Consider the following 17,189-nt stretch of genomic DNA (forward strand, 5'->3'; position numbering starts at 1 on the left):
GGGGAAGCCATCCCCCATCAACAGGATCTATTGCTTCTGCACCACATCAAAGAACAGCAAGCTCACCCCAATCCCTTGCTGCACATGATTGACGTTGTTCCGCACCGCCACCTGCTGCGCGCCCTGCAGCATCACCACAAACGGAGAGTTCTGCTGCACGGTGTTTTGCAGGTCGGTGTAAAGCGCACGGCGTTTGGCGGCATCACTTTCGCCTGCTGCGGCACGTGTTTTGGCGCTGAGTTCCGGAATCTCCCAGCCGACACGCCACGCCAATGTTTTCGAGCCGCCCGGCACGTTGTAAGCAAAGGCGCTGGCATTGGTATTAGGGTCAACGTAATCCGCGCCCCAGTAGATAAAGATCGACTGGAAATCGCGGCCGCGCATCTTGCTCCACAGCTCGGATTCCGCCACCGGCTGCAACTCAATCTGCACGTCTGCTTTGGCAAAGCTGGCCTGCAGCGCCTGCGCCACATCGATGTAAGGTGGCTGATTAATCACCGTCAGCGCAAACTTGCTGCCCGGTTTAATCCCGCCTTTGGCTAATATCGCTTTGGCTTTGGCCACATCGTAGTGGAACGGTTTGTCCTCCAGCGCGCCGTCAAAGCCCTGCGGCAGGAAGCTTTGATGAATGCGGTACTGACCTTTCAGCAAATCTTGTGAGATGGACTGATAATCCACTAACCAGCGCGCCGCTTCCCACAGGGCCGGATTACCCAGTGCGGGCTGCGTTTTGTTCTGCGTATTAAAGCCCAGGTAATACACCAGGCTCGAAGGGAATGCCGCAATGTGCAGGTTCTTATCACTTTTCAGTGCATCAATCTGGTCTGGGCCGAGCTGATAAGCCACATCCACATCACCTTGTTGGATCAGCAAACGACGCGCACCGGCATCGGCGACACCTTTCAGCAATATACGCTTCAGGTGTGGCTGCGGATTGGCTTGTGGGTTGGCGCTCAGCACCAGCGCCTGCTGCGGCACATACTGCTGAATCGTAAACGCGCCGCTGCCTGCCGTATGGGTGTGCAGCCAGCCATTACCCAGATCGTTATTCACCGCATGCTGCTGCACGGTTTTGCTGTCCACCACCGAGGCCACTGGCGCGGTGAGCAGACGCAGCGCCAGATCCTGACCAATCTGCGCGGGCCACTGAATCTCCAGCTGATGATCATTCAGCACCTTAAACTGGCTGGCGATGTTCTCGTTGGTCCAGCCAAATTCGGCGAGAATAAAAGAGGGTGCTTTGTTCAACTGCACGGCACGCGTCAGTGAGAAAATCACATCCTGCGGCGTCACCGCATTGCCGCTGGAGAAGCGGGCACCAGGTTTAAGGTTAAACACCAGGCTGTGCGGCGTACTGCCACTTTGCCAGGAAGTCGCCAGCAGCGGTGCCAGTTTCTGTGGCGTATTGCGGTCGGCTTGCACCAGCGTCTGATAAATGTTGCGTTGTACGCTGTTGCTGACCGTTTCAAAGCTTTCAGCGGGGTCGAAGCTGATGATGCCATCCAGCGGTACGGCAACCACCAGCGTGTCTTTCGGTGTCGCAGCCTGCAAGGCGAATGCACTACTCCATAAAGTGACCAACAAAATCAATGCACGCATTTATTGTTTTCCTGAGTGATAGATAAATTGACTCTATCGCTGCTGCCGCTCAGGCAAAATGCCGGTTTGTTCTGAGCTGTGCCGGAAATTAACAAATGATAACATTCGGCGATTATTTCACTTATTTTGTGCGCCGCCTGTCATTTCCAGGAAATAGATCGTTCATGTACTGGTCAATTAAGTAAATAAGATGTTATTAATGAGAATGATTCTCTTGTATGGAAGTATGATTTATTTTTATCGATTGAATTGAGCGATTATTTCCTTGCGCGATCAATTTTGGTCATTTGCCCATCCAGACTTGCTAAAAACACAGCAATTGTACGGTTAAAAGTCCAATTCACCTTCCGAAAGCCCTTTACCTGCCCTTAACCTAAATTCAACATCATGATGGTTTCTCATAAAAACATATCTGAACATTGATTCTTACATTCAGAAATATCTATATCCCTAAGATTGCCAGGTTATTTACCGATTTATAAAGCCATTAACAAAAATAATTATCTTTCTTAGCAAGTGAGAGTCGTCGCGCCATGCTTCTAAATAAACCGACCACCAGACGTAAGTTTTTGCTTGGGTCGTTATTGGCTTTGCCATTAAGCGACCTGGTATTTAAGGGATTAACTGCGGCGCAAGCTGCGGAAATGGCAGCACCGGAACTCGCCGATTACAAACCGATCTTTTTCAGCGCTCAGGAGTGGCAGTTTATTTTGGCCGCGACCGATCGTCTGATTCCGGCCGGTGGTAAAGGCAAAGCGCCGGGTGCACTGGAAACTAACGTGCCGATCTTTATCGATCAGCAACTCCATAGCCCTGAGTTCGGCGGCGAAATTTACATGAAGGGTCCGTTCGACGTGCACGCGCCAGCCACCATGGGTTATCAGATCCCTTACACCCCGCAAGAGCTGTATCGCACAGGCATCAAGCTGGTGGAACAGTGGACGCAGAGCACCTACAAAAAATCCTTCCATGAACTGACGCTGGAAGAGAAAGACGCGGTGCTGACCAAGGTCAATAAAAATGACGGTATCGATTTCCCGGCAATGGGTGAACCGAACCTGAAAGCCTCGCAGTTCTTTGGTCAGTTACTGGCAGATACCAAACACGGCTACCTCGCCGATCCGATGTATGGCGGCAATAAGGGCATGAAAGCCTGGATTGCGATTGGCTTCCCAGGCGCACGCGCCAGCTTCACCGAGTGGGTGAAGCAGCACAACGTGCCGTACCCACTGGGACCGGTCAGCCTCTTGGGTGAGCGCGCTTAAGCCCACCCCCGTATTTGGTATGTGAGACAGGATTAACATGGCACAGATTACAAAGAAAGAAGTCGACGTCGTCGTTTGCGGCCTCGGCTGGGCCGGCTCGTTGATGAGTATCGAACTGGCATTGGCCGGGCTGGAAGTGCGCGCGTTAGAGCGCGGCGGCGAGCGTGATTACCCGGATTTTGCTTACCCGAAACCGGCTGATGAATACGCCTACAACGTGCGCAACAAAGTGTTCGCTACGCCGAAAGAAGTGGCGGTCACGGTGCGTTACAACATGAGCCAGACCGCACTGCCAACCCGTAAATGGGGCGCATTCGCACCGGGTACCGGTGTCGGCGGCGCAGGTATGCACTGGACGGCGGTACTGATTCGCCCAACCCCAACCGATATCAAACTGAAGACTTACGTCGATCAGGCTTACAAGCCGGGCGTGCTGCAGGATGATATGCGCGTGATGGACTTCCCGTTCACCTGGGAAGAGATCGAGCCGTATTACTATAAGTTTGAGCTGATTTGCGGTCAGTCGGGTAATACCGGCAACCTGCGTGGTCAGATTCTGGAAGGCGGTGACCCGTTCGAAGGCCCACGTTCTGAACCCTATCCGCTGCCTGCGCTGGAAGACACGCTGAACAACGTGATGTTCAAAGAAGCGGCCACCAAGCTGGGTTATCACCCGTTCCCGAACCCGTCGGCTTGTGTGTCTCGCGCGTGGAAAAACCCGTACGGCAACCAGATCGCGCCGTGTAACTATTGCGGTTACTGCTCGAAATACCCGTGCCTGAACTACTCCAAAGCCTCACCGCAAACTGCTGTGATGGATGCACTGAAGCGTCTGCCAAACTTCTCTTACGAAGTGCATGCGGAAGTGTACAAAGTGGTGCTGCACGATGATGGTAAAACCGCGAAAGGCGTTCTCTACTTCGATGCAGACGGCAACGAAGTGTTCCAGCCAGCCAAAATAGTGGTGCTGTCCAGCTTCCAGCTGTACAACGTGCGTCTGATGCTGCTGTCCGGTATCGGCAAGCCGTACAACCCAATCACCGAAGAAGGTGTGGTGGGCCGTAACTATGCGTTCCTGTCCAACGGCGGCGCAACCCTGTTCTTCAAAGATAAGAACTTCAACTCCTACGCCACCGCAGGCGCCACCGGCCAGATGTTCAACGACATCTCACCGGGCAACTTCGATGGTCCAGGCCTCGGCTTCCTCGGCGGCGCGAAGATCCACAGCTCGCAAGCCACCGGTACGCCAATGGCCGCTGCGCTGCCAAAAGGCACGCCAGCCTGGGGCATGGGTTACAAAGAGGGTCTGGAAGAGTGGTACAACCATTCTATGAAGATCAGCATCACGACAACTTGCCAGTCGTATCGCGATATCTATCTGGATCTGGATCCACACTACACCGACCATCGCGGTCAGCCGCTGCTGCGTATGACGTTCAACTGGAAAGAGAACGAACTCAAGCTGCAACAGCATCTGAAGGGTATCGTTGGTGATATCGCTAAAGAGCTGAACCCAGACAGCATGAGCATGAGCTTCCTGCCGATGGGCGCGGATTTTGACCTCACCAAATACGTCTCCACACACAACGTGGGCGGCGCGGTGATGGGCGATAACCCAAGAACTTCTGCGCTGAACAAGTATCTGCAGAGCTGGGATGTGCATAACGTGTTTGTACCGGGCGGTAACGCCTTCCCGCAAAACTTCCAGGCGAACCCGACCGATACCATCGGTGCGATTACCCTGATGGCGGCGCAGGCGATCAAAGAACACTATCTGAAAAACCCAGGTCCATTGGTACAGGCATAAGCACATGAAATTAAAATCATTGTTAATCGCTAACGCCGTGCTGCTGGGAAGCTTTGCGGTGCAGGCTCATGCGGAAGATGAAGCCGCGCTGATCAAGCAGGGTGAATATCTGTCTCGTCTTGGCGACTGTATGGCGTGCCATACCGTGTCGGGCAAAGCGGATTATGCGGGGGGGCTGGCGATTGAGTCGAATCTCGGCACCATCTTCTCCACTAACATCACACCGGACAAAGAGCACGGCATCGGCAACTACAGCGAGCAGCAGTTCTCTGATGCGGTGCGCAAAGGCGTGTTGCCGGATGGTTCACGTCTTTACCCGGCCATGCCATACCCGGATTACGCCAAAATCAGTGATGAAGACATGCATGCGCTGTATGTCTACTTCATGAAGGGCGTGAAGCCGAGCAGTGAGCAGCCGGAAGAGACCAAACTGAGCTTCCCGTTCAGCCAGCGCTGGGGCATGCGCTTCTGGAACTGGGCATTCACTTCTGACAAGCCGTTCCAGCCGATTGGCGGCGCATCTGAAGAAGTGAATCGCGGTGCTTACATCGTGGAAAGCCTCGGTCACTGTGGCTCGTGCCATACGCCACGCGGTCTCGGCATGAACGAGAAAGCGCTGGACAGCGGTGACGACAAGTTCCTCGCCGGTGGTAGCCTGAACAACTGGGATGTGCCGTCGCTGCGTGGCTTACCGCGCTGGAGTGAGCAGGAGATCGTCGATTACCTGCAAACCGGTCGTAACGACAAAGCGGCAGTTGGCGGAGAGATGAAGTCAGTGATTGAGCACTCCAGCTCGCACATGACCGATGCCGATCTGAAAGCCATTGCGTCTTATCTGAAGTTCATCGGTGGCAACCCACCGCTGCAGGCGTACAACGTGCAGAAGCAGCAGGCGACGGAAGCCAAACTGACCGCAGCGAAAAACCTGACGGAAGGTGAGCGTCTGTACATCGATAACTGCGGTGCCTGTCACTTCGTGACCGGTAAAGGCGCGCCAGGGATCTTCCCGGAGCTGGATCAGGCCACCATTGTGAATGCCAACGATCCTACCGGCTTGATCCACACCATTCTTGCCGGTGCGCAGCAGCCATCGACCGAGAAGGCGCCGTCAACCCTCGCGATGCCGGGCTTTGGCAAGCGTTTGACGGATGATGAAGTGGCGCAGCTGGCGACCTTTATCCGTCAGGGCTGGAGTAACAATGCCCCAGCCGTGACCAAAGATCAGGTTGCGGATGTGCGCAAGACGTTGAAAGCAGAGTAAATCGGGTGCGGCCTTCGGGCCGCACTCTCTTTAATGAAAAGTCCGTACCACTTCTAACACGCCGTTAATCAAAAACTGCACGCCCATACACACAAGCAAGAAGCCCATCAGCCGCGAAATTGCCTCAATCCCGCCTTTACCTACCAGCTTCATGATGGCGCCCGAACTGCGCAGCGAAATCCACAAAATCACAGCGACCGACAAGAAGGTCAGCACCGGCGCCACGTTCACCACCCAGTTTGGAAAATCGACACCCGCTTTTACGGTGGAAGCCGAACTGATGATCATCGCAATAGTGCCCGGGCCTGCCGTACTGGGCATCGCCAGCGGCACGAAGGCGATATTTACCGATTCACGATTCGCATCGGTGGCGTCGATTTCATCCTGTTTATGCCGGGCTTCAACGGAGTGGCCGACGGGTTTCGCCGGAAACAGCATGCGAAAACCGATAAAGGCGACGATCAATCCTCCTGCCATACGCAGACCAGGGATCGAGATGCCGAAGGTGTGCAGCACCGCATTCCCGGCGTACCACGCCACCATCATAATCAGGAACACGTAAATCGAAGCCTGCATGGCCTGGCGATTGCGTTCCTGGAAATTCATGTCTCCCGCAAGACCAAGAAACAACGCCACCGTGGTCAGCGGGTTGGCCAGCGGCAACAGCACCACCAATCCGAGCCCGATGGCTTTAAACAGTTCCAGCATGGTTTTCCCCGAGTTTCAATGACACCGCGACACACCGTAGAGGCGCATCGTGGCACAACTTAGCGCGCGTATGCAAAATGCATCAATGTTTTGGCGTTTCTAACGCTTCCAGCAACTCCGGGAAGAAATCTTCCAGCAGTTCGGGCGTCATCAGCTCAGGGTAGCTTATCAGGTGTTCGCGAATGCGTTCATTGACGTCGGGCAGCAAACGCTCTGCGGCTTGGTTGGCGGTGATTTTCTTCTGCTTCATCAAACGCAGTACGTCATCCGGCAGGTTGTCTTCATCTTCGACTTCATCCACGCCTTCCAGATCGTCCAGCTCATCCAGCATATCCATCAAGGCTTCGATCTGCGGGGTGCGAGACTGATATTCAGACGGGTTTTCGTTTTCCAGATAGCGCAGCAGGGCACGCACTGGCGAACCATCGGGTTCTGCAGGAGGCTCGCTGGCAAACCAGTTCAGGAGATCGTGCTGCGTCACCTGATGGACGTGATAGCCGTTATCAACCAACTCATCGGCAAGGATATCGGCAGTATCGTGCTCAATCAGGCAAATGTGGGTGCGATTAGGCGTGAACTGCTCCAGCCACTGGTAGATCTCTTCAATCACGCTGTCATCGTAGCTGAAATGGTGGCTGAGATAGCTGTCATCCTGCTGGTGAACGCTGATGTGAATCAGGTCGGGATCGAAGTAAATCGCAATATTGATGCCTTTCATGCGCGCTGTCCTATGTGGTGCAAAATCTCACTATAGCGTCAGGCAGCGCAGATGAACATGACATCGCCAGCAGCACGCGCTACTGGCGGTAAAAATTAACGCAAATCAGCACGATCCAGGCCGTAAGCACTGTCGAGAGCACCCGGTGCCATCTGCGACAAAATCATCAGGCGGTTCCAGGTGTTGATGGCGGCGATCTTAAAGGTCAGCTCACTGATTTCACCTTCAGAGAAATGTTCACGTACTTCACCGTACAGCGCTTCATCCACGCCGTGTTCACCAATGCGGGTCAGCGCTTCGGTCAGGGCAAAAGCCACTTTCTCGCGAGCGCTGAACAGTGGAGATTCACGCCAGATAGAAACGTGATGCAGACGCAGTTCGCGCTCGCCGTCGATCTTCGCCTGTTTCACATGCATGTCGAGGCAGAAAGCACAGTGATTCAGCTGCGAGGCACGGATATCAATCAAGTGTTTCAGTGACTTCTCCAGTACGGTGTTCGCCACGGTGTTAGAGAAATCGGACATGGATTTGGCCAGTGCTGGCGCGGTTTTAAAATGGTTAACGCGTGAAGTCATGATGTTTTCCTCATTCAAAATAAGCGGTCAATGGCTTGCAGAGCCTGGGGTAATGCGGTGTCGCGGCTGACGGGATCGTGCGTACCGTCCACGCGGATAAACTCCACATCGGTGATGCCGATGTATTCGAGTGCCACGCGGATGTAAGGCGTGAACTGGTCATCCTGCACAAACGGGCCGTGGGCAAATACGCTGCCGCTGGCGACCACGCTGTATACCTTCTTGCCGCTCACCAGACCGACTTTGGTGCCTTCCGGCGTAAAGGCGAAGGTGCGCCCGGCGCGGGTGATATGGTCGAACCAGGCTTTCAGCACCGACGGTAGCCCGAGGTTCCACATCGGCGACGAGATAACCAGGGTGTCGCAGGCGAACAGCTGATCCACCATTTTTTCGGAAGTCTGAATGGCGGCACGCTGTGCATCGCTACGATCCTCGGGACGGGTAAAGAAGGCGCCAATGGTGAAGGCATCCAGGTGGGGCAACGGATGCTGCGCAAGATCCAGTACCGTCTCTTCGAGATCGCTATGCTGGGCGCGGAGCTTCTCCACCAAACGCGCCGAGACGTTACGTGAGGCCGATCCGGCCAGATCCGGGCTGACCTGAATATGCAGCAATTTCATGAATTTTCTCCCTCAGCGAGATCGCGATAAAAGTGCAGTCCCAACGCGTGGTAACCGACGCGTTGATAAAATTGTTGTGCCCGTTGATTGCTCAGCGCGGTGTCGAGCACGATGCGGCCACAGCCTTGTTCCCGTGCTTGCTGCGCCAGACCGTGCAGTAGCGCGGCTCCCAAACCCTGGCTGCGAGTGCTGGTGCAGGTCACCAAATCATCGATGTAGCAAAAACGGCCATGAATAAAGTTTTCCAGCAGTCGATAGCCTGCCAGCGCCACCGGTTGACCACCCTGTTCGATACCCGCCAGCCGATAGCCCTGTAATTGCTGACGCTGTGCCTGCGCCACAAACGCGGCTTCATCCTTCAGTTTGAAACGCAGTTCGCGCATCAATGCATAGCAGCAGGCCAATTCGGTGGGCGTTTGGTAGTGAACAATCTTCATAGCAGCCTGCAAGCGGTTGTCGGGTTGATGGGAACATCATAAACTTCTATGTCGAAGGAAAAAGGGTCAATATAGGAGAAAACAAGTAGGACATGGTTATGCTGCTGTGACGTGCGCTCATTCTTCAGGGGCGCATTCATGTGCACTTCATCGTGATGAAGGAAGACAGATGGGTTACAAAGAAATTTACGCTCGCTATCGCCAGCAGATCCTGGAAGGGCGCTTAAAGCCGGGCGACCGGGTGCCCGCGATCCGCGTGTTAGCCAGTGAGCTACAGGTTGCGCGTAAAACCGTGGAGGCCGCCTATGAGATCCTCATTGGAGAGGAATACTTTGTCAGCCAGGGCGCGAAGGGCACACGTGTGAACCCTGCACTGAACCTCGGCGAAGCCGCTGTGGTCAATGCGGCGCCACCTTCCACACCGCTCGAATATCCGGTGATTGAAAGCAAAGGCGAGCTGCGGCTGGGTATTCCGGCACTGGATGAGTTCCCGCACAAGAAGTGGCTGCTGATCTCCGGAAAGGCGGCGCGAACGTTGCGGCCCGATGAAATGATCATGCCCGCCATCATGGGCTACCAGCCATTGCGTGAGGCGATTGCCAGCTATCTCAATATTTCGCGCGGGCTCAACTGCCAGCCGGAGCAGATTTTTATCACCACTGGTTATCGCGCCAACCTGCGCCTCATCCTGGCCGTGCTGGCCCATCCTCACGACAAAGTGCTGTTTGAAGATCCGGGCTATTTCTTTGGGCAGAAACTGTTAAAGCGCATCGCACCGAATCTGCACTATGTACCGGTGGATCGTGAAGGTCTCGACGTGGATTTCCTCCTGCGTTATCACTCAGACGCACGCTTCGCGGTCGTCACGCCAACCCATCAGAGCCCGCTGGCGGTGACGTTATCATTACCCCGCAAGCATCACTTGCTGGAGTGGGCGCAGCAGAATAGCAGCTGGATCATTGAGGATGATTACGACGGCGAGTTTCACTACACGCGCAAAGTGATCCCGGCGCTAAAAAGCCTTGATGTGCACGATCGGGTGATCTATACCGGCACTTTCAGCAAAACCATGATGCCCGCGATGCGCGTGGGTTATCTGGTGATGCCGCAACAGACCATTGAACGCTTCCGCGAGCTGGGTGAAATCCTCGAAACCGGCATGCCGTTGCTACCGCAGAAAATCCTCGCACAATTCCTCAGTGATGGACACTTCTATCGCCATATCAAGAAGATGCGGATTCTCTACCAGCAGCGCCGCCGCATGATGCTGGATGCGCTACAGCACTGTTTCCCGCAGCTGTTTGACTTTGAACTCACTGATGGAGGCATGCATATCGTGGCCTTCCTGCGGCGAGGTATTCAGGACGTAGCGCTGGCAGAGATTTGGCAGCGTCATCAGCTGCGCGTATTGCCGCTTTCAGGCTGGTATACGCAAACCCAGAAACGCTACGGGCTGGTGATCGGTTACACCAATATTCGATCGTTTGAGCAGGCAGTGGATGTGCTGGAGAGAGTGGTAGAAGAAACTCATAGGCTAATGGGTTGATGGGCTGTCGCGGGGCATTGGATTGTGCTATCCATCATAGTGAATAAGACGCGAGGGACAGCTCGCGTCTTTTCAACAGACACAACACCTAAAATCCTTCAGATGGCAGAGCGGCGACTTTTGAGAGACACCCGATGTGCTTGTAAGCGAGGGAAAAAAGCCGACAGCGCACCTGCAATCTGAAAGAAGATGGGAATTACATGCCGATATATTTCTTGCCTTGTTTCAGCACCACGTCACAGGCCTTGGTCTTCAGTTTCTCACCCATCGGCGAGTTGCTCAGACTCTGCAGGTTCAGCTGCTGACCGTTGCCGGTGTTCAGCAACCCTTGCAGACCCTGCTGATAATCGGTTTTCTGCTCTTGCGCGGCGGGGCTGCTAAGGCCGAGCTTGCTCAGTACCTGATCCTTCACCGATGCCACATTGTTATCCACCACGTTGTGCTGCACGCAGTAGGACATCACGCCTGCGGCGTTGGTCATGCTGTTGGAGCTGACCGCTTTGTCACCACCATTCAGTAAACCGCTCAGCGAAGAGAGCGACAGACCGCCGTTCTGCGTGCTGCTGGTGGTGGTGGTAGAACCGCTGTTTTGCTGAGACAGCTGAGATGCTGCGCTACTCAACTGATCCTGCCAACTCGCTGCCGAAGCACTGCCTGCCGCCATTGCTGCCGCGATACCCAATCCCAAAATGATGCGTTGTGTTGCTTTGTTCATCTCAACCTCTTTGTTTTATACATCTGACGCTGTCAGTTTTGGTTAAGAGAGGCGTAAGCACAGAAAGTTCCGAAGTGGTGGGAGTTTGGGAATGTTCTGGAATTTGCACAGGAAAGCGCCGAAAGGGCGCTCGGGCTGCCGCGTTTACGCCACATAAATGGCGAAGTGCTGGTTTTTTCAACGCTTAGCGCAAAGCGCTGTCGATTAGTGTTGCGCACTCCGCGCGTAACGGTATAATCGCCAACGTTTTCCGCATCCTCTTCAGTGCCGAAGTGGCGAAATCGGTAGACGCAGTTGATTCAAAATCAACCGTAGAGATACATGTCGGTTCGAGTCCGACCTTCGGCACCATCGATTGATGCAAAATTAAGTCGCTTACGAGCGGCTTTTTTTGTGTCTGAAATTCAGCCGTAACGCCTTCATAATCAACTGCAGCGCTGCGCTAAATTTTGGCTACCTGATGCAGACATTACGCGCCACGCTCTCTGTGCCGGAGGCCAACACGCGGCCATTAAAGAGATAAAGAGCAATCACGCTGACATCGCCTGCTTGCCAATGCGGGAAGACATACTTTTGCACGTCCTCGTCGCGGCTTTTGTCACCCAGGCCACGGCTGTGTTGCGTGACGGTGATTTTCAGCAGATTGTGGTTGAACTCGCCGTTAAACCACACCGCACGATGAACCGGGGTGGCAGGTGCGATAAGTTGCCCATCCACATAACGAGAAAGCGTGCCGAGATAGGTTAAATGCCCCTTACTGAAGCCATCGCGATAGCTGCGGTAAATCCCCTGCGTCAACACCCATTCTCGCTCACTTTTGATGTCATAAAACGCCAGTGGAAACAGGCAATTGGACTGCTGCGCGCTGGTGGCCAGCCAGCGCCCGATCACGCCACTAAACGCCAGCATAAAGCCGCCGACAAACAGCCAGAGCCACGGGGATTTAATTGAGGCGAAAATAGAAGGACTCGCACGCATTTTTCGCCTCCTCGAAGGGTTGTTGGCAGGCAATCACGCCCTGATGTTGCGGATTGCTGGCTGAGCTGAGCGTGACGTAAAGCACTCTGGCCGCGGGTTTGTCCGGGTTCGCCTCCAGCACATAACGGCGATAGGTGCGCAGTGTGGTTTCAATCAATGTGTGTTGCGTGTGACGTCCTTTCGGCACCCAGACGCTGCTGCCATCCGGAATAGCCGGGCCATGCCAGCTGACAAAATCGATCGGTTTTAGTGTGAGTAAAAAGAAGTGTTGTACCAGCAATGCCACCAGATACCCGGCGGTGACACCGGCGACGGTGATGCCTGTTACGCGTCGCCAGGTCAGCGTGCCACGAGCAGGCAGCGCAAGGGGCATAGACACTGGGACGGAGCGATCGACGGCTGGCGGAGTATTAATGATTAAGCGGTAACCGCTGCGCGTGACGGCCAGCAGATTAATCTGCTGCTCAAGCTCCAGCGACATGAATGCACGGCGTAACTTGTTGATCATCACGCGTACGCTGTTATCAGTTGCGGCATAACCGTCACGGCGCCAGCCAATCTCCATCAACTGTTCATGCGTCAGCACTTCGCCTTGCGCCTCCGCGAATGCATACAGGCAGCGCGCGGCGCTGGCGGGTAACGTCACGGACATATTATCCAGCGTCCGGCTTAGTATGCGAGTACGTCTGTCTAATCTGGCTGCCTGTCCTAGTAGGATTGTGTTGGGCATAGCGAAGTTGTCTATCAATTAGGATAAAGAGCGGGTCGGTTGTTAATGTTATTTTTGCGGTCACCGATCCCATTTTTCGGCTAAAGAGTGCCAGATTTTCAGCACTGTCCTGCGATTATTTTTTCGAAAAATGCTGAAAAGCCACAAAACCATTAAGGTTTTTTATGATATGTAAACCGCTAAAATTATGTGGTTATTTTTTATCGATAATTAACAATGCTAATGACCGTTACTAGTTAGTTGTTATCGTAATAATGATTAGTATTTTTCATCAGAAAAAAAGCCAACCAGGCAAGTAGCCCTAAAGCGGGAGGTCGAAAATAGCACGCTAAATGCCAGCAAGGTTAAGTACTGATTGATGCCGTAGGCTCAGTCCATTCTGCTACACCTGATTTTCTTGCGACAGCACGGAAATGCTCGCTTACTGCTGGATGTTGTCGCGGTTCACGGCGGAGACCTTCCTCGGGAAATCAGCATCCTTAATGCGCTAACATGCTTCGCTGATGTTGACAGGAAGCCGTCGCCCTTGTGTCATTGAAGACCTGCATTTTGGTGCCGGATCGCGTCAGGTGAATCAGGACTGCGTAGTGAAGCAGGAAATCGTGAGTGCGGTCGTGCAAGTGAGAGAGATAATGGGAAAATTATCTCAGCATCAAACGAGCAGAGCATTGGCATCAACTGGATTTTGCTGGAGATAAACGAAAGGGGGCCGGCTTGATCTCATATAGGTACAAGAGGATAAGTTGAGAGAGATGTTTTAACGTGCTATTCATTAACGAATGAATGAGACCAAATAGCATTGGTAATGAAATCTTATCGCACTATATAAACAATAGCACTCGCCCGATAATCAGTTTAAAGATTATTACAGGGTGGGTAATATGGATGGCTTACACACAACATCCGGACTTAATGATAAAAATGAGTTGTGGTCGATATATCATTTTCTGGTGAGAAAGGAAGTGTTGCGTCTGCAAAAAAGGCTACCAAGTAGCGTAGAATTCGATGATCTCATTCAAGCAGGGGCAATGGGATTTATTGCCGCCGTTGACAGCTTTGACGAGAAGAAAGGCGTTGCCCTCAGCGCCTGGGTGACACAATGTGTGCGTTGGGCGTTAATTGATGAACTGCGCGTGCGTGATTGGGTACCGCGTCGGGTCAGAACGCATTCGCGTCAAATTTCTGCAATTATCAAGATTGTTGAACAGGAGAAAGGCTCGAGCGCGAATGAACGGGATATTGCCGAGCGAATGGGGGTACCACTGCGGGGTTTCCATCAGATGCTGGCAGAGAAAGATAATAGCCAGCTTCGCTCTATTGATGAACTGCAGGAACATTATGCCGATCTATGGGAACAGGCCAATGATGAACATGCTTTGTTAAATCCTTTGCATCATTCAATCCAGCAGAATTTGATTAAGCGTATTACGCAATACTTACGTTTTATACCGAAGCGAGAAAGAATCATCTTACAGTTTTACTATCATCATGATCTCAATATGCGCGAAATCGCTCTGGTTCTCGATATTACAGAAACACGAGTGAGCCAGCTTCACAGTCTGGCATTAAAACGTTTGCGCACTCGTCTGGCTTATGATGAAGCAATCTAAAGGTTTGAAGCAGCTAAGGCGCCGCTAACAGGTTAATTTAATAATTAATAAGAATTAATAATCTTAATATCTATATTAATCATGATCTTAAAGATGTCTCTTCAGCCAGTGTCTTCTACGGTATTGTTACGGGAATTTCTGATAGATATCATTTTTTCATTGCTGGATGCGACTCAATCGTTGGTCAGTGGTTTTCTCGTCGCTGGAAAAAAATCTTAACTCACGATCACACGATGATTAGCATCACATGGGAATAGATATTCCTCTCTTATTGAACCCGTGCTCCGCACGATAAACACAAGGTGTTATCAATGTCTGACTTTGATGAGTATCTTCCGCATATCCACGATTTGAATTTATCTTACCTTTTACTGGCGCAACAATTAATTAGACAGGATAAGTTTGCAGCAGCCTTCCGCCTTGGGTTATCGGAGGCGACCACCGATAATCTTAAGGCTCTGACGTTACCCCAATTGATGAAGTTGGCCTCGACCAATCAATTCATTTGCCGCTTACGCATTGATGATGAATTCTTGATTGATAATCTCACGAAAGAATCGCGGATTGAGGCACTACAGAAAATTCACACGGGCATTATATTGTCGACGGATTTACTGAATTCGCTCAATAAAGATCGTGTAACAACAGATTGAGGTGATCAGAATGAGTGAGAAGAATGTGTTGCAGGAAGTGCTTGATGATCATATCGCCATGGAGTTGATCTCGCTCGGCGCACGTATGCAGGTTTTAGAATCTGAGACGTCCCTAAGCCGCCGACGATTATTACGCTTGTATAAAGCGTTACGAGGAGTTCCTCCGCCAAAAGGCATGCTGCCTTTCTCAGAAGATTGGTTTATGTCATGGGAGCAAAATATTCACTCATCGATGTTTTACAATATCTATCTGTATTTAAAAATGACGGAAAAAGGACCGCCAATTAACGTATTGATGAAATCTTACCGACTCTATCTGGAACAGTGTGATGCTCAAAGCCATGAAAAGCCAATATTAGGGCTAACGCGAGCCTGGACCTTATTACGCTTTATTGATTGCGGTATTATTTCCCGCACAATGTGCAGGATCTGCCAGGGGGGATATGTGGTGATCACCGAGAACATCAAAAAACCCTTTACCTGTAGTTTGTGCAGTCCTCCCTCACGCGCCTGTAAAAAATCTCCTGTCGATCACATGAATAAACATCACGTGCTGGCGGCCGCCACTTTTCTTCCGGTGACCGTCTGAGGTCGGTAAATCATCTATGATGACCAGAAAGTTATTAGCCCGCACCGCGCTCAGGTGCGGGCTAATATTTTTCTGGCGGAAGCCAATTGGCTGCGCGGTTTCAAGCCATCGAGCGACTGTTTAATGGCAGCGCATGAAGCAGAGCGGCACAGTGCTATCATTTGCGCTACCTGGCAGATGAGATTGCATGGCAGAATAGCCGCTGGTTTAACAGGAGGGTAGGTGATGACCGACGAAATCGACCAGCGTATCTACGAATTAGTGCGACGCTACGACGGTGTCTATCTGTTTAAACAAAAAACGTTAACACCGCAGATTGATATCGATACCGATCTTAACTTCGAACGAGAAGAAGCGCAGGCGTTGATGGACGAGTTCTTCAGCGAATTTGCGGTAGATCGCGGCGGTTTTTTGATTGATACCTACTACCCGGACGAACCGTCACTGGCGCAGATCCTGAATCCCTTTAACAAGCGTGAAGTCCCCGTAGTGCCTGATTTTACCCTGAGCATGCTGATTGAATCCGCCAAAGCGGGGCGTTGGCTGTATGAGTAATACCAACGCCGCGCGATCATTTCACATGCACGGCAAAACCACTTTCTCCTTCCGCTAACGACTCTTTCAGTGTTAACGCGGGAATTGTGTAGTCGCCGCCATTCTGCTGACGAAAGGTAATCGGTGCCGTGTCCGCCAGCGTATCCAGCCGTGTGGCCAGGGTATCGCACCAGCCAGCAAAGCGTTCTTGAGCGGACTTTTGCACCCGATAAAAAACCAGCGGCGGCAACACGCTAAAGCCAGGATAGAACAGCATGCCGTGCTGAATCGGGAATAACAATTGATCCATCGGCCCGTTGATACCGCGAGGGCTATAATGCGATTCCCAGCCACCGGTGGTCACCACCAGCATCGCGCGTTTGCCTGCCATATTGCCTTCGCCGTAACGATCCCCCCAGTGCTCTTCATTGTGTTCGCCGACACCGTAAGCAAATCCATTGGCATATACCCGGTCAAACCAGCCTTTCAAGATGGCGGGCATGCTGAACCACCACAGCGGAAATTGGAAAATTACCGTATCGGCCCAGCGCAGTTTCTCCTGCTCTGCGGCAATATCGGCAGGCTGTAACTGTTGCTCAAAAGCAGAACGGGAATCCAGCGTGGCGTCATAGTGTGCGCCCACCAATGGCGCCAGTGTATCTGCAGCATCAAGCTGAGCTTTCCACTGCATGGCATAAAGGTCGGATACCTGCACCCGGTGGCCCGCTTGTTGGAGGTAAGTTACGGCAAAATCCTTCAACGAACCGCTCAGTGAACGCGGTTCTGGATGGGCATACACAATCAGTACATTCATGGCTGAGTCCTGTGAGTTGAAAACAGCTGC

The 17,189-nt window shown here is 52.5% G+C and carries 18 protein-coding genes and 1 tRNA gene; 9 read left to right on the plus strand and 10 right to left on the minus strand.

The window, feature by feature from the left end; genetic code table 11:
- Nucleotides 1-27: 27 nt before the first annotated feature.
- Nucleotides 28-1,599: an ABC transporter substrate-binding protein gene (locus tag AC1MDE_RS16750; RefSeq protein ID WP_479401194.1), complete on the minus strand. Its 1,572-nt coding sequence runs from the start codon at nucleotides 1,597-1,599 to the stop codon at nucleotides 28-30.
- A gap of 533 nt (nucleotides 1,600-2,132) precedes the next feature.
- Between AC1MDE_RS16750 and AC1MDE_RS16755 the strand changes: the two genes are divergently transcribed.
- From AC1MDE_RS16755 to AC1MDE_RS16765, 3 genes are read left to right on the plus strand one after another with little or no spacing between them, the layout of a single operon-like run.
- On the plus strand, nucleotides 2,133-2,864 hold the full coding sequence (locus AC1MDE_RS16755) for a gluconate 2-dehydrogenase subunit 3 family protein (protein WP_058959423.1): 732 nt from the start codon (nucleotides 2,133-2,135) through the stop codon (nucleotides 2,862-2,864).
- A gap of 37 nt (nucleotides 2,865-2,901) precedes the next feature.
- The gene (locus AC1MDE_RS16760; protein ID WP_034826431.1) at nucleotides 2,902-4,671 is read left to right on the plus strand and encodes a GMC family oxidoreductase; all 1,770 of its coding nucleotides are present in this window, start codon (nucleotides 2,902-2,904) and stop codon (nucleotides 4,669-4,671) included.
- Between the two features lie 4 nt (nucleotides 4,672-4,675).
- Nucleotides 4,676-5,932 carry a c-type cytochrome gene (locus AC1MDE_RS16765; protein WP_058959422.1) on the plus strand — a complete coding sequence of 419 codons (1,257 nt, stop codon included), beginning with the start codon at nucleotides 4,676-4,678 and terminating at the stop codon, nucleotides 5,930-5,932.
- 30 nt (nucleotides 5,933-5,962) lie between these two features.
- Here AC1MDE_RS16765 and AC1MDE_RS16770 read toward each other — a convergent pair whose 3' ends face one another.
- The 5 genes from AC1MDE_RS16770 to AC1MDE_RS16790 form a co-directional block, all read right to left on the minus strand.
- Nucleotides 5,963-6,640: a MarC family NAAT transporter gene (locus AC1MDE_RS16770; RefSeq protein WP_034826427.1), complete on the minus strand. Its 678-nt coding sequence runs from the start codon at nucleotides 6,638-6,640 to the stop codon at nucleotides 5,963-5,965.
- Nucleotides 6,641-6,722: 82 nt separating this feature from the next.
- Nucleotides 6,723-7,358, minus strand: a complete 636-nt coding sequence (locus AC1MDE_RS16775; RefSeq protein ID WP_034826425.1) for a Mic1 family protein — start codon at nucleotides 7,356-7,358, stop codon at nucleotides 6,723-6,725.
- Between the two features lie 95 nt (nucleotides 7,359-7,453).
- Nucleotides 7,454-7,933: a carboxymuconolactone decarboxylase family protein gene (locus tag AC1MDE_RS16780; protein ID WP_058959421.1), complete on the minus strand. Its 480-nt coding sequence runs from the start codon at nucleotides 7,931-7,933 to the stop codon at nucleotides 7,454-7,456.
- 14 nt (nucleotides 7,934-7,947) lie between these two features.
- The gene (locus AC1MDE_RS16785) at nucleotides 7,948-8,553 is read right to left on the minus strand and encodes an FMN-dependent NADH-azoreductase (RefSeq protein WP_058959420.1); all 606 of its coding nucleotides are present in this window, start codon (nucleotides 8,551-8,553) and stop codon (nucleotides 7,948-7,950) included.
- Entirely contained in the window at nucleotides 8,550-8,990 is a 441-nt protein-coding gene (locus AC1MDE_RS16790) for a GNAT family N-acetyltransferase (protein ID WP_058959419.1), read from the minus strand. Before AC1MDE_RS16790 ends, AC1MDE_RS16785 begins: the two co-directional genes overlap by 4 nt.
- Before the next feature lie 169 nt (nucleotides 8,991-9,159).
- Between AC1MDE_RS16790 and pdxR the strand changes: the two genes are divergently transcribed.
- Entirely contained in the window at nucleotides 9,160-10,536 is a 1,377-nt protein-coding gene (pdxR, locus tag AC1MDE_RS16795) for a MocR-like pyridoxine biosynthesis transcription factor PdxR (protein WP_480344857.1), read from the plus strand.
- 196 nt (nucleotides 10,537-10,732) lie between these two features.
- Here pdxR and AC1MDE_RS16800 read toward each other — a convergent pair whose 3' ends face one another.
- Entirely contained in the window at nucleotides 10,733-11,251 is a 519-nt protein-coding gene (locus AC1MDE_RS16800) for a YjjA family protein (protein ID WP_058959417.1), read from the minus strand.
- A gap of 266 nt (nucleotides 11,252-11,517) precedes the next feature.
- On the opposite strand from AC1MDE_RS16800, the gene AC1MDE_RS16805 reads away from it, so the two are divergent.
- Nucleotides 11,518-11,602 (plus strand) — tRNA-Leu (locus tag AC1MDE_RS16805).
- Nucleotides 11,603-11,704: 102 nt separating this feature from the next.
- On the opposite strand, the gene AC1MDE_RS16810 is transcribed toward AC1MDE_RS16805, so the two are convergent.
- A complete protein-coding gene (locus tag AC1MDE_RS16810) occupies nucleotides 11,705-12,229 on the minus strand; it encodes a hypothetical protein (RefSeq protein ID WP_058959416.1) in 525 nt (174 codons plus the stop codon).
- On the minus strand, nucleotides 12,195-12,881 hold the full coding sequence (locus AC1MDE_RS16815) for a winged helix-turn-helix domain-containing protein (RefSeq protein ID WP_058959415.1): 687 nt from the start codon (nucleotides 12,879-12,881) through the stop codon (nucleotides 12,195-12,197). The genes AC1MDE_RS16810 and AC1MDE_RS16815 overlap by 35 nt, the downstream gene beginning before the upstream one ends.
- Before the next feature lie 959 nt (nucleotides 12,882-13,840).
- On the opposite strand from AC1MDE_RS16815, the gene fliA reads away from it, so the two are divergent.
- The 4 genes from fliA to AC1MDE_RS16835 all read left to right on the plus strand — a co-directional run bounded on the left by fliA (nucleotide 13,841) and on the right by AC1MDE_RS16835 (nucleotide 16,366).
- Nucleotides 13,841-14,569 carry an RNA polymerase sigma factor FliA gene (gene fliA / locus AC1MDE_RS16820; protein WP_480344860.1) on the plus strand — a complete coding sequence of 243 codons (729 nt, stop codon included), beginning with the start codon at nucleotides 13,841-13,843 and terminating at the stop codon, nucleotides 14,567-14,569.
- Nucleotides 14,570-14,880: 311 nt separating this feature from the next.
- A complete protein-coding gene (gene flhD / locus AC1MDE_RS16825; protein ID WP_058959413.1) occupies nucleotides 14,881-15,222 on the plus strand; it encodes a flagellar transcriptional regulator FlhD in 342 nt (113 codons plus the stop codon).
- A 10-nt stretch (nucleotides 15,223-15,232) separates the two neighbouring features.
- Nucleotides 15,233-15,811, plus strand: a complete 579-nt coding sequence (gene flhC / locus AC1MDE_RS16830) for a flagellar transcriptional regulator FlhC (RefSeq protein ID WP_058959412.1) — start codon at nucleotides 15,233-15,235, stop codon at nucleotides 15,809-15,811.
- A gap of 225 nt (nucleotides 15,812-16,036) precedes the next feature.
- Nucleotides 16,037-16,366 (plus strand): DUF1493 family protein, encoded by a 330-nt coding sequence (locus AC1MDE_RS16835; protein WP_081946746.1) that lies wholly within the window; start codon nucleotides 16,037-16,039, stop codon nucleotides 16,364-16,366.
- Nucleotides 16,367-16,382: 16 nt separating this feature from the next.
- On the opposite strand, the gene AC1MDE_RS16840 is transcribed toward AC1MDE_RS16835, so the two are convergent.
- Nucleotides 16,383-17,159, minus strand: coding sequence for an NAD(P)H-dependent oxidoreductase (locus AC1MDE_RS16840; RefSeq protein WP_058959411.1), 777 nt, complete (start codon nucleotides 17,157-17,159; stop codon nucleotides 16,383-16,385).
- Nucleotides 17,160-17,189 lie beyond the last annotated feature (30 nt).

The organism is Pantoea folii, assembly GCF_056678875.1.

Excerpts from the sequence above, each read along its gene's own strand:
- AC1MDE_RS16750 (WP_479401194.1), bottom strand. The coding sequence starts at position 1,599 with ATGCGTGCATTGATTTTGTTGGTCACTTTATGGAGTAGTGCATTCGCC.
- AC1MDE_RS16755 (WP_058959423.1), top strand. The coding sequence starts at position 2,133 with ATGCTTCTAAATAAACCGACCACCAGACGTAAGTTTTTGCTTGGGTCG.
- AC1MDE_RS16760 (WP_034826431.1), top strand. The coding sequence starts at position 2,902 with ATGGCACAGATTACAAAGAAAGAAGTCGACGTCGTCGTTTGCGGCCTC.
- AC1MDE_RS16765 (WP_058959422.1), top strand. The coding sequence starts at position 4,676 with ATGAAATTAAAATCATTGTTAATCGCTAACGCCGTGCTGCTGGGAAGC.
- AC1MDE_RS16770 (WP_034826427.1), bottom strand. The coding sequence starts at position 6,640 with ATGCTGGAACTGTTTAAAGCCATCGGGCTCGGATTGGTGGTGCTGTTG.
- AC1MDE_RS16775 (WP_034826425.1), bottom strand. The coding sequence starts at position 7,358 with ATGAAAGGCATCAATATTGCGATTTACTTCGATCCCGACCTGATTCAC.
- AC1MDE_RS16780 (WP_058959421.1), bottom strand. The coding sequence starts at position 7,933 with ATGACTTCACGCGTTAACCATTTTAAAACCGCGCCAGCACTGGCCAAA.
- AC1MDE_RS16785 (WP_058959420.1), bottom strand. The coding sequence starts at position 8,553 with ATGAAATTGCTGCATATTCAGGTCAGCCCGGATCTGGCCGGATCGGCC.
- AC1MDE_RS16790 (WP_058959419.1), bottom strand. The coding sequence starts at position 8,990 with ATGAAGATTGTTCACTACCAAACGCCCACCGAATTGGCCTGCTGCTAT.
- pdxR (WP_480344857.1), top strand. The coding sequence starts at position 9,160 with ATGGGTTACAAAGAAATTTACGCTCGCTATCGCCAGCAGATCCTGGAA.
- AC1MDE_RS16800 (WP_058959417.1), bottom strand. The coding sequence starts at position 11,251 with ATGAACAAAGCAACACAACGCATCATTTTGGGATTGGGTATCGCGGCA.
- AC1MDE_RS16810 (WP_058959416.1), bottom strand. The coding sequence starts at position 12,229 with ATGCGTGCGAGTCCTTCTATTTTCGCCTCAATTAAATCCCCGTGGCTC.
- AC1MDE_RS16815 (WP_058959415.1), bottom strand. The coding sequence starts at position 12,881 with ATGTCCGTGACGTTACCCGCCAGCGCCGCGCGCTGCCTGTATGCATTC.
- fliA (WP_480344860.1), top strand. The coding sequence starts at position 13,841 with ATGGATGGCTTACACACAACATCCGGACTTAATGATAAAAATGAGTTG.
- flhD (WP_058959413.1), top strand. The coding sequence starts at position 14,881 with ATGTCTGACTTTGATGAGTATCTTCCGCATATCCACGATTTGAATTTA.
- flhC (WP_058959412.1), top strand. The coding sequence starts at position 15,233 with ATGAGTGAGAAGAATGTGTTGCAGGAAGTGCTTGATGATCATATCGCC.
- AC1MDE_RS16835 (WP_081946746.1), top strand. The coding sequence starts at position 16,037 with ATGACCGACGAAATCGACCAGCGTATCTACGAATTAGTGCGACGCTAC.
- AC1MDE_RS16840 (WP_058959411.1), bottom strand. The coding sequence starts at position 17,159 with ATGAATGTACTGATTGTGTATGCCCATCCAGAACCGCGTTCACTGAGC.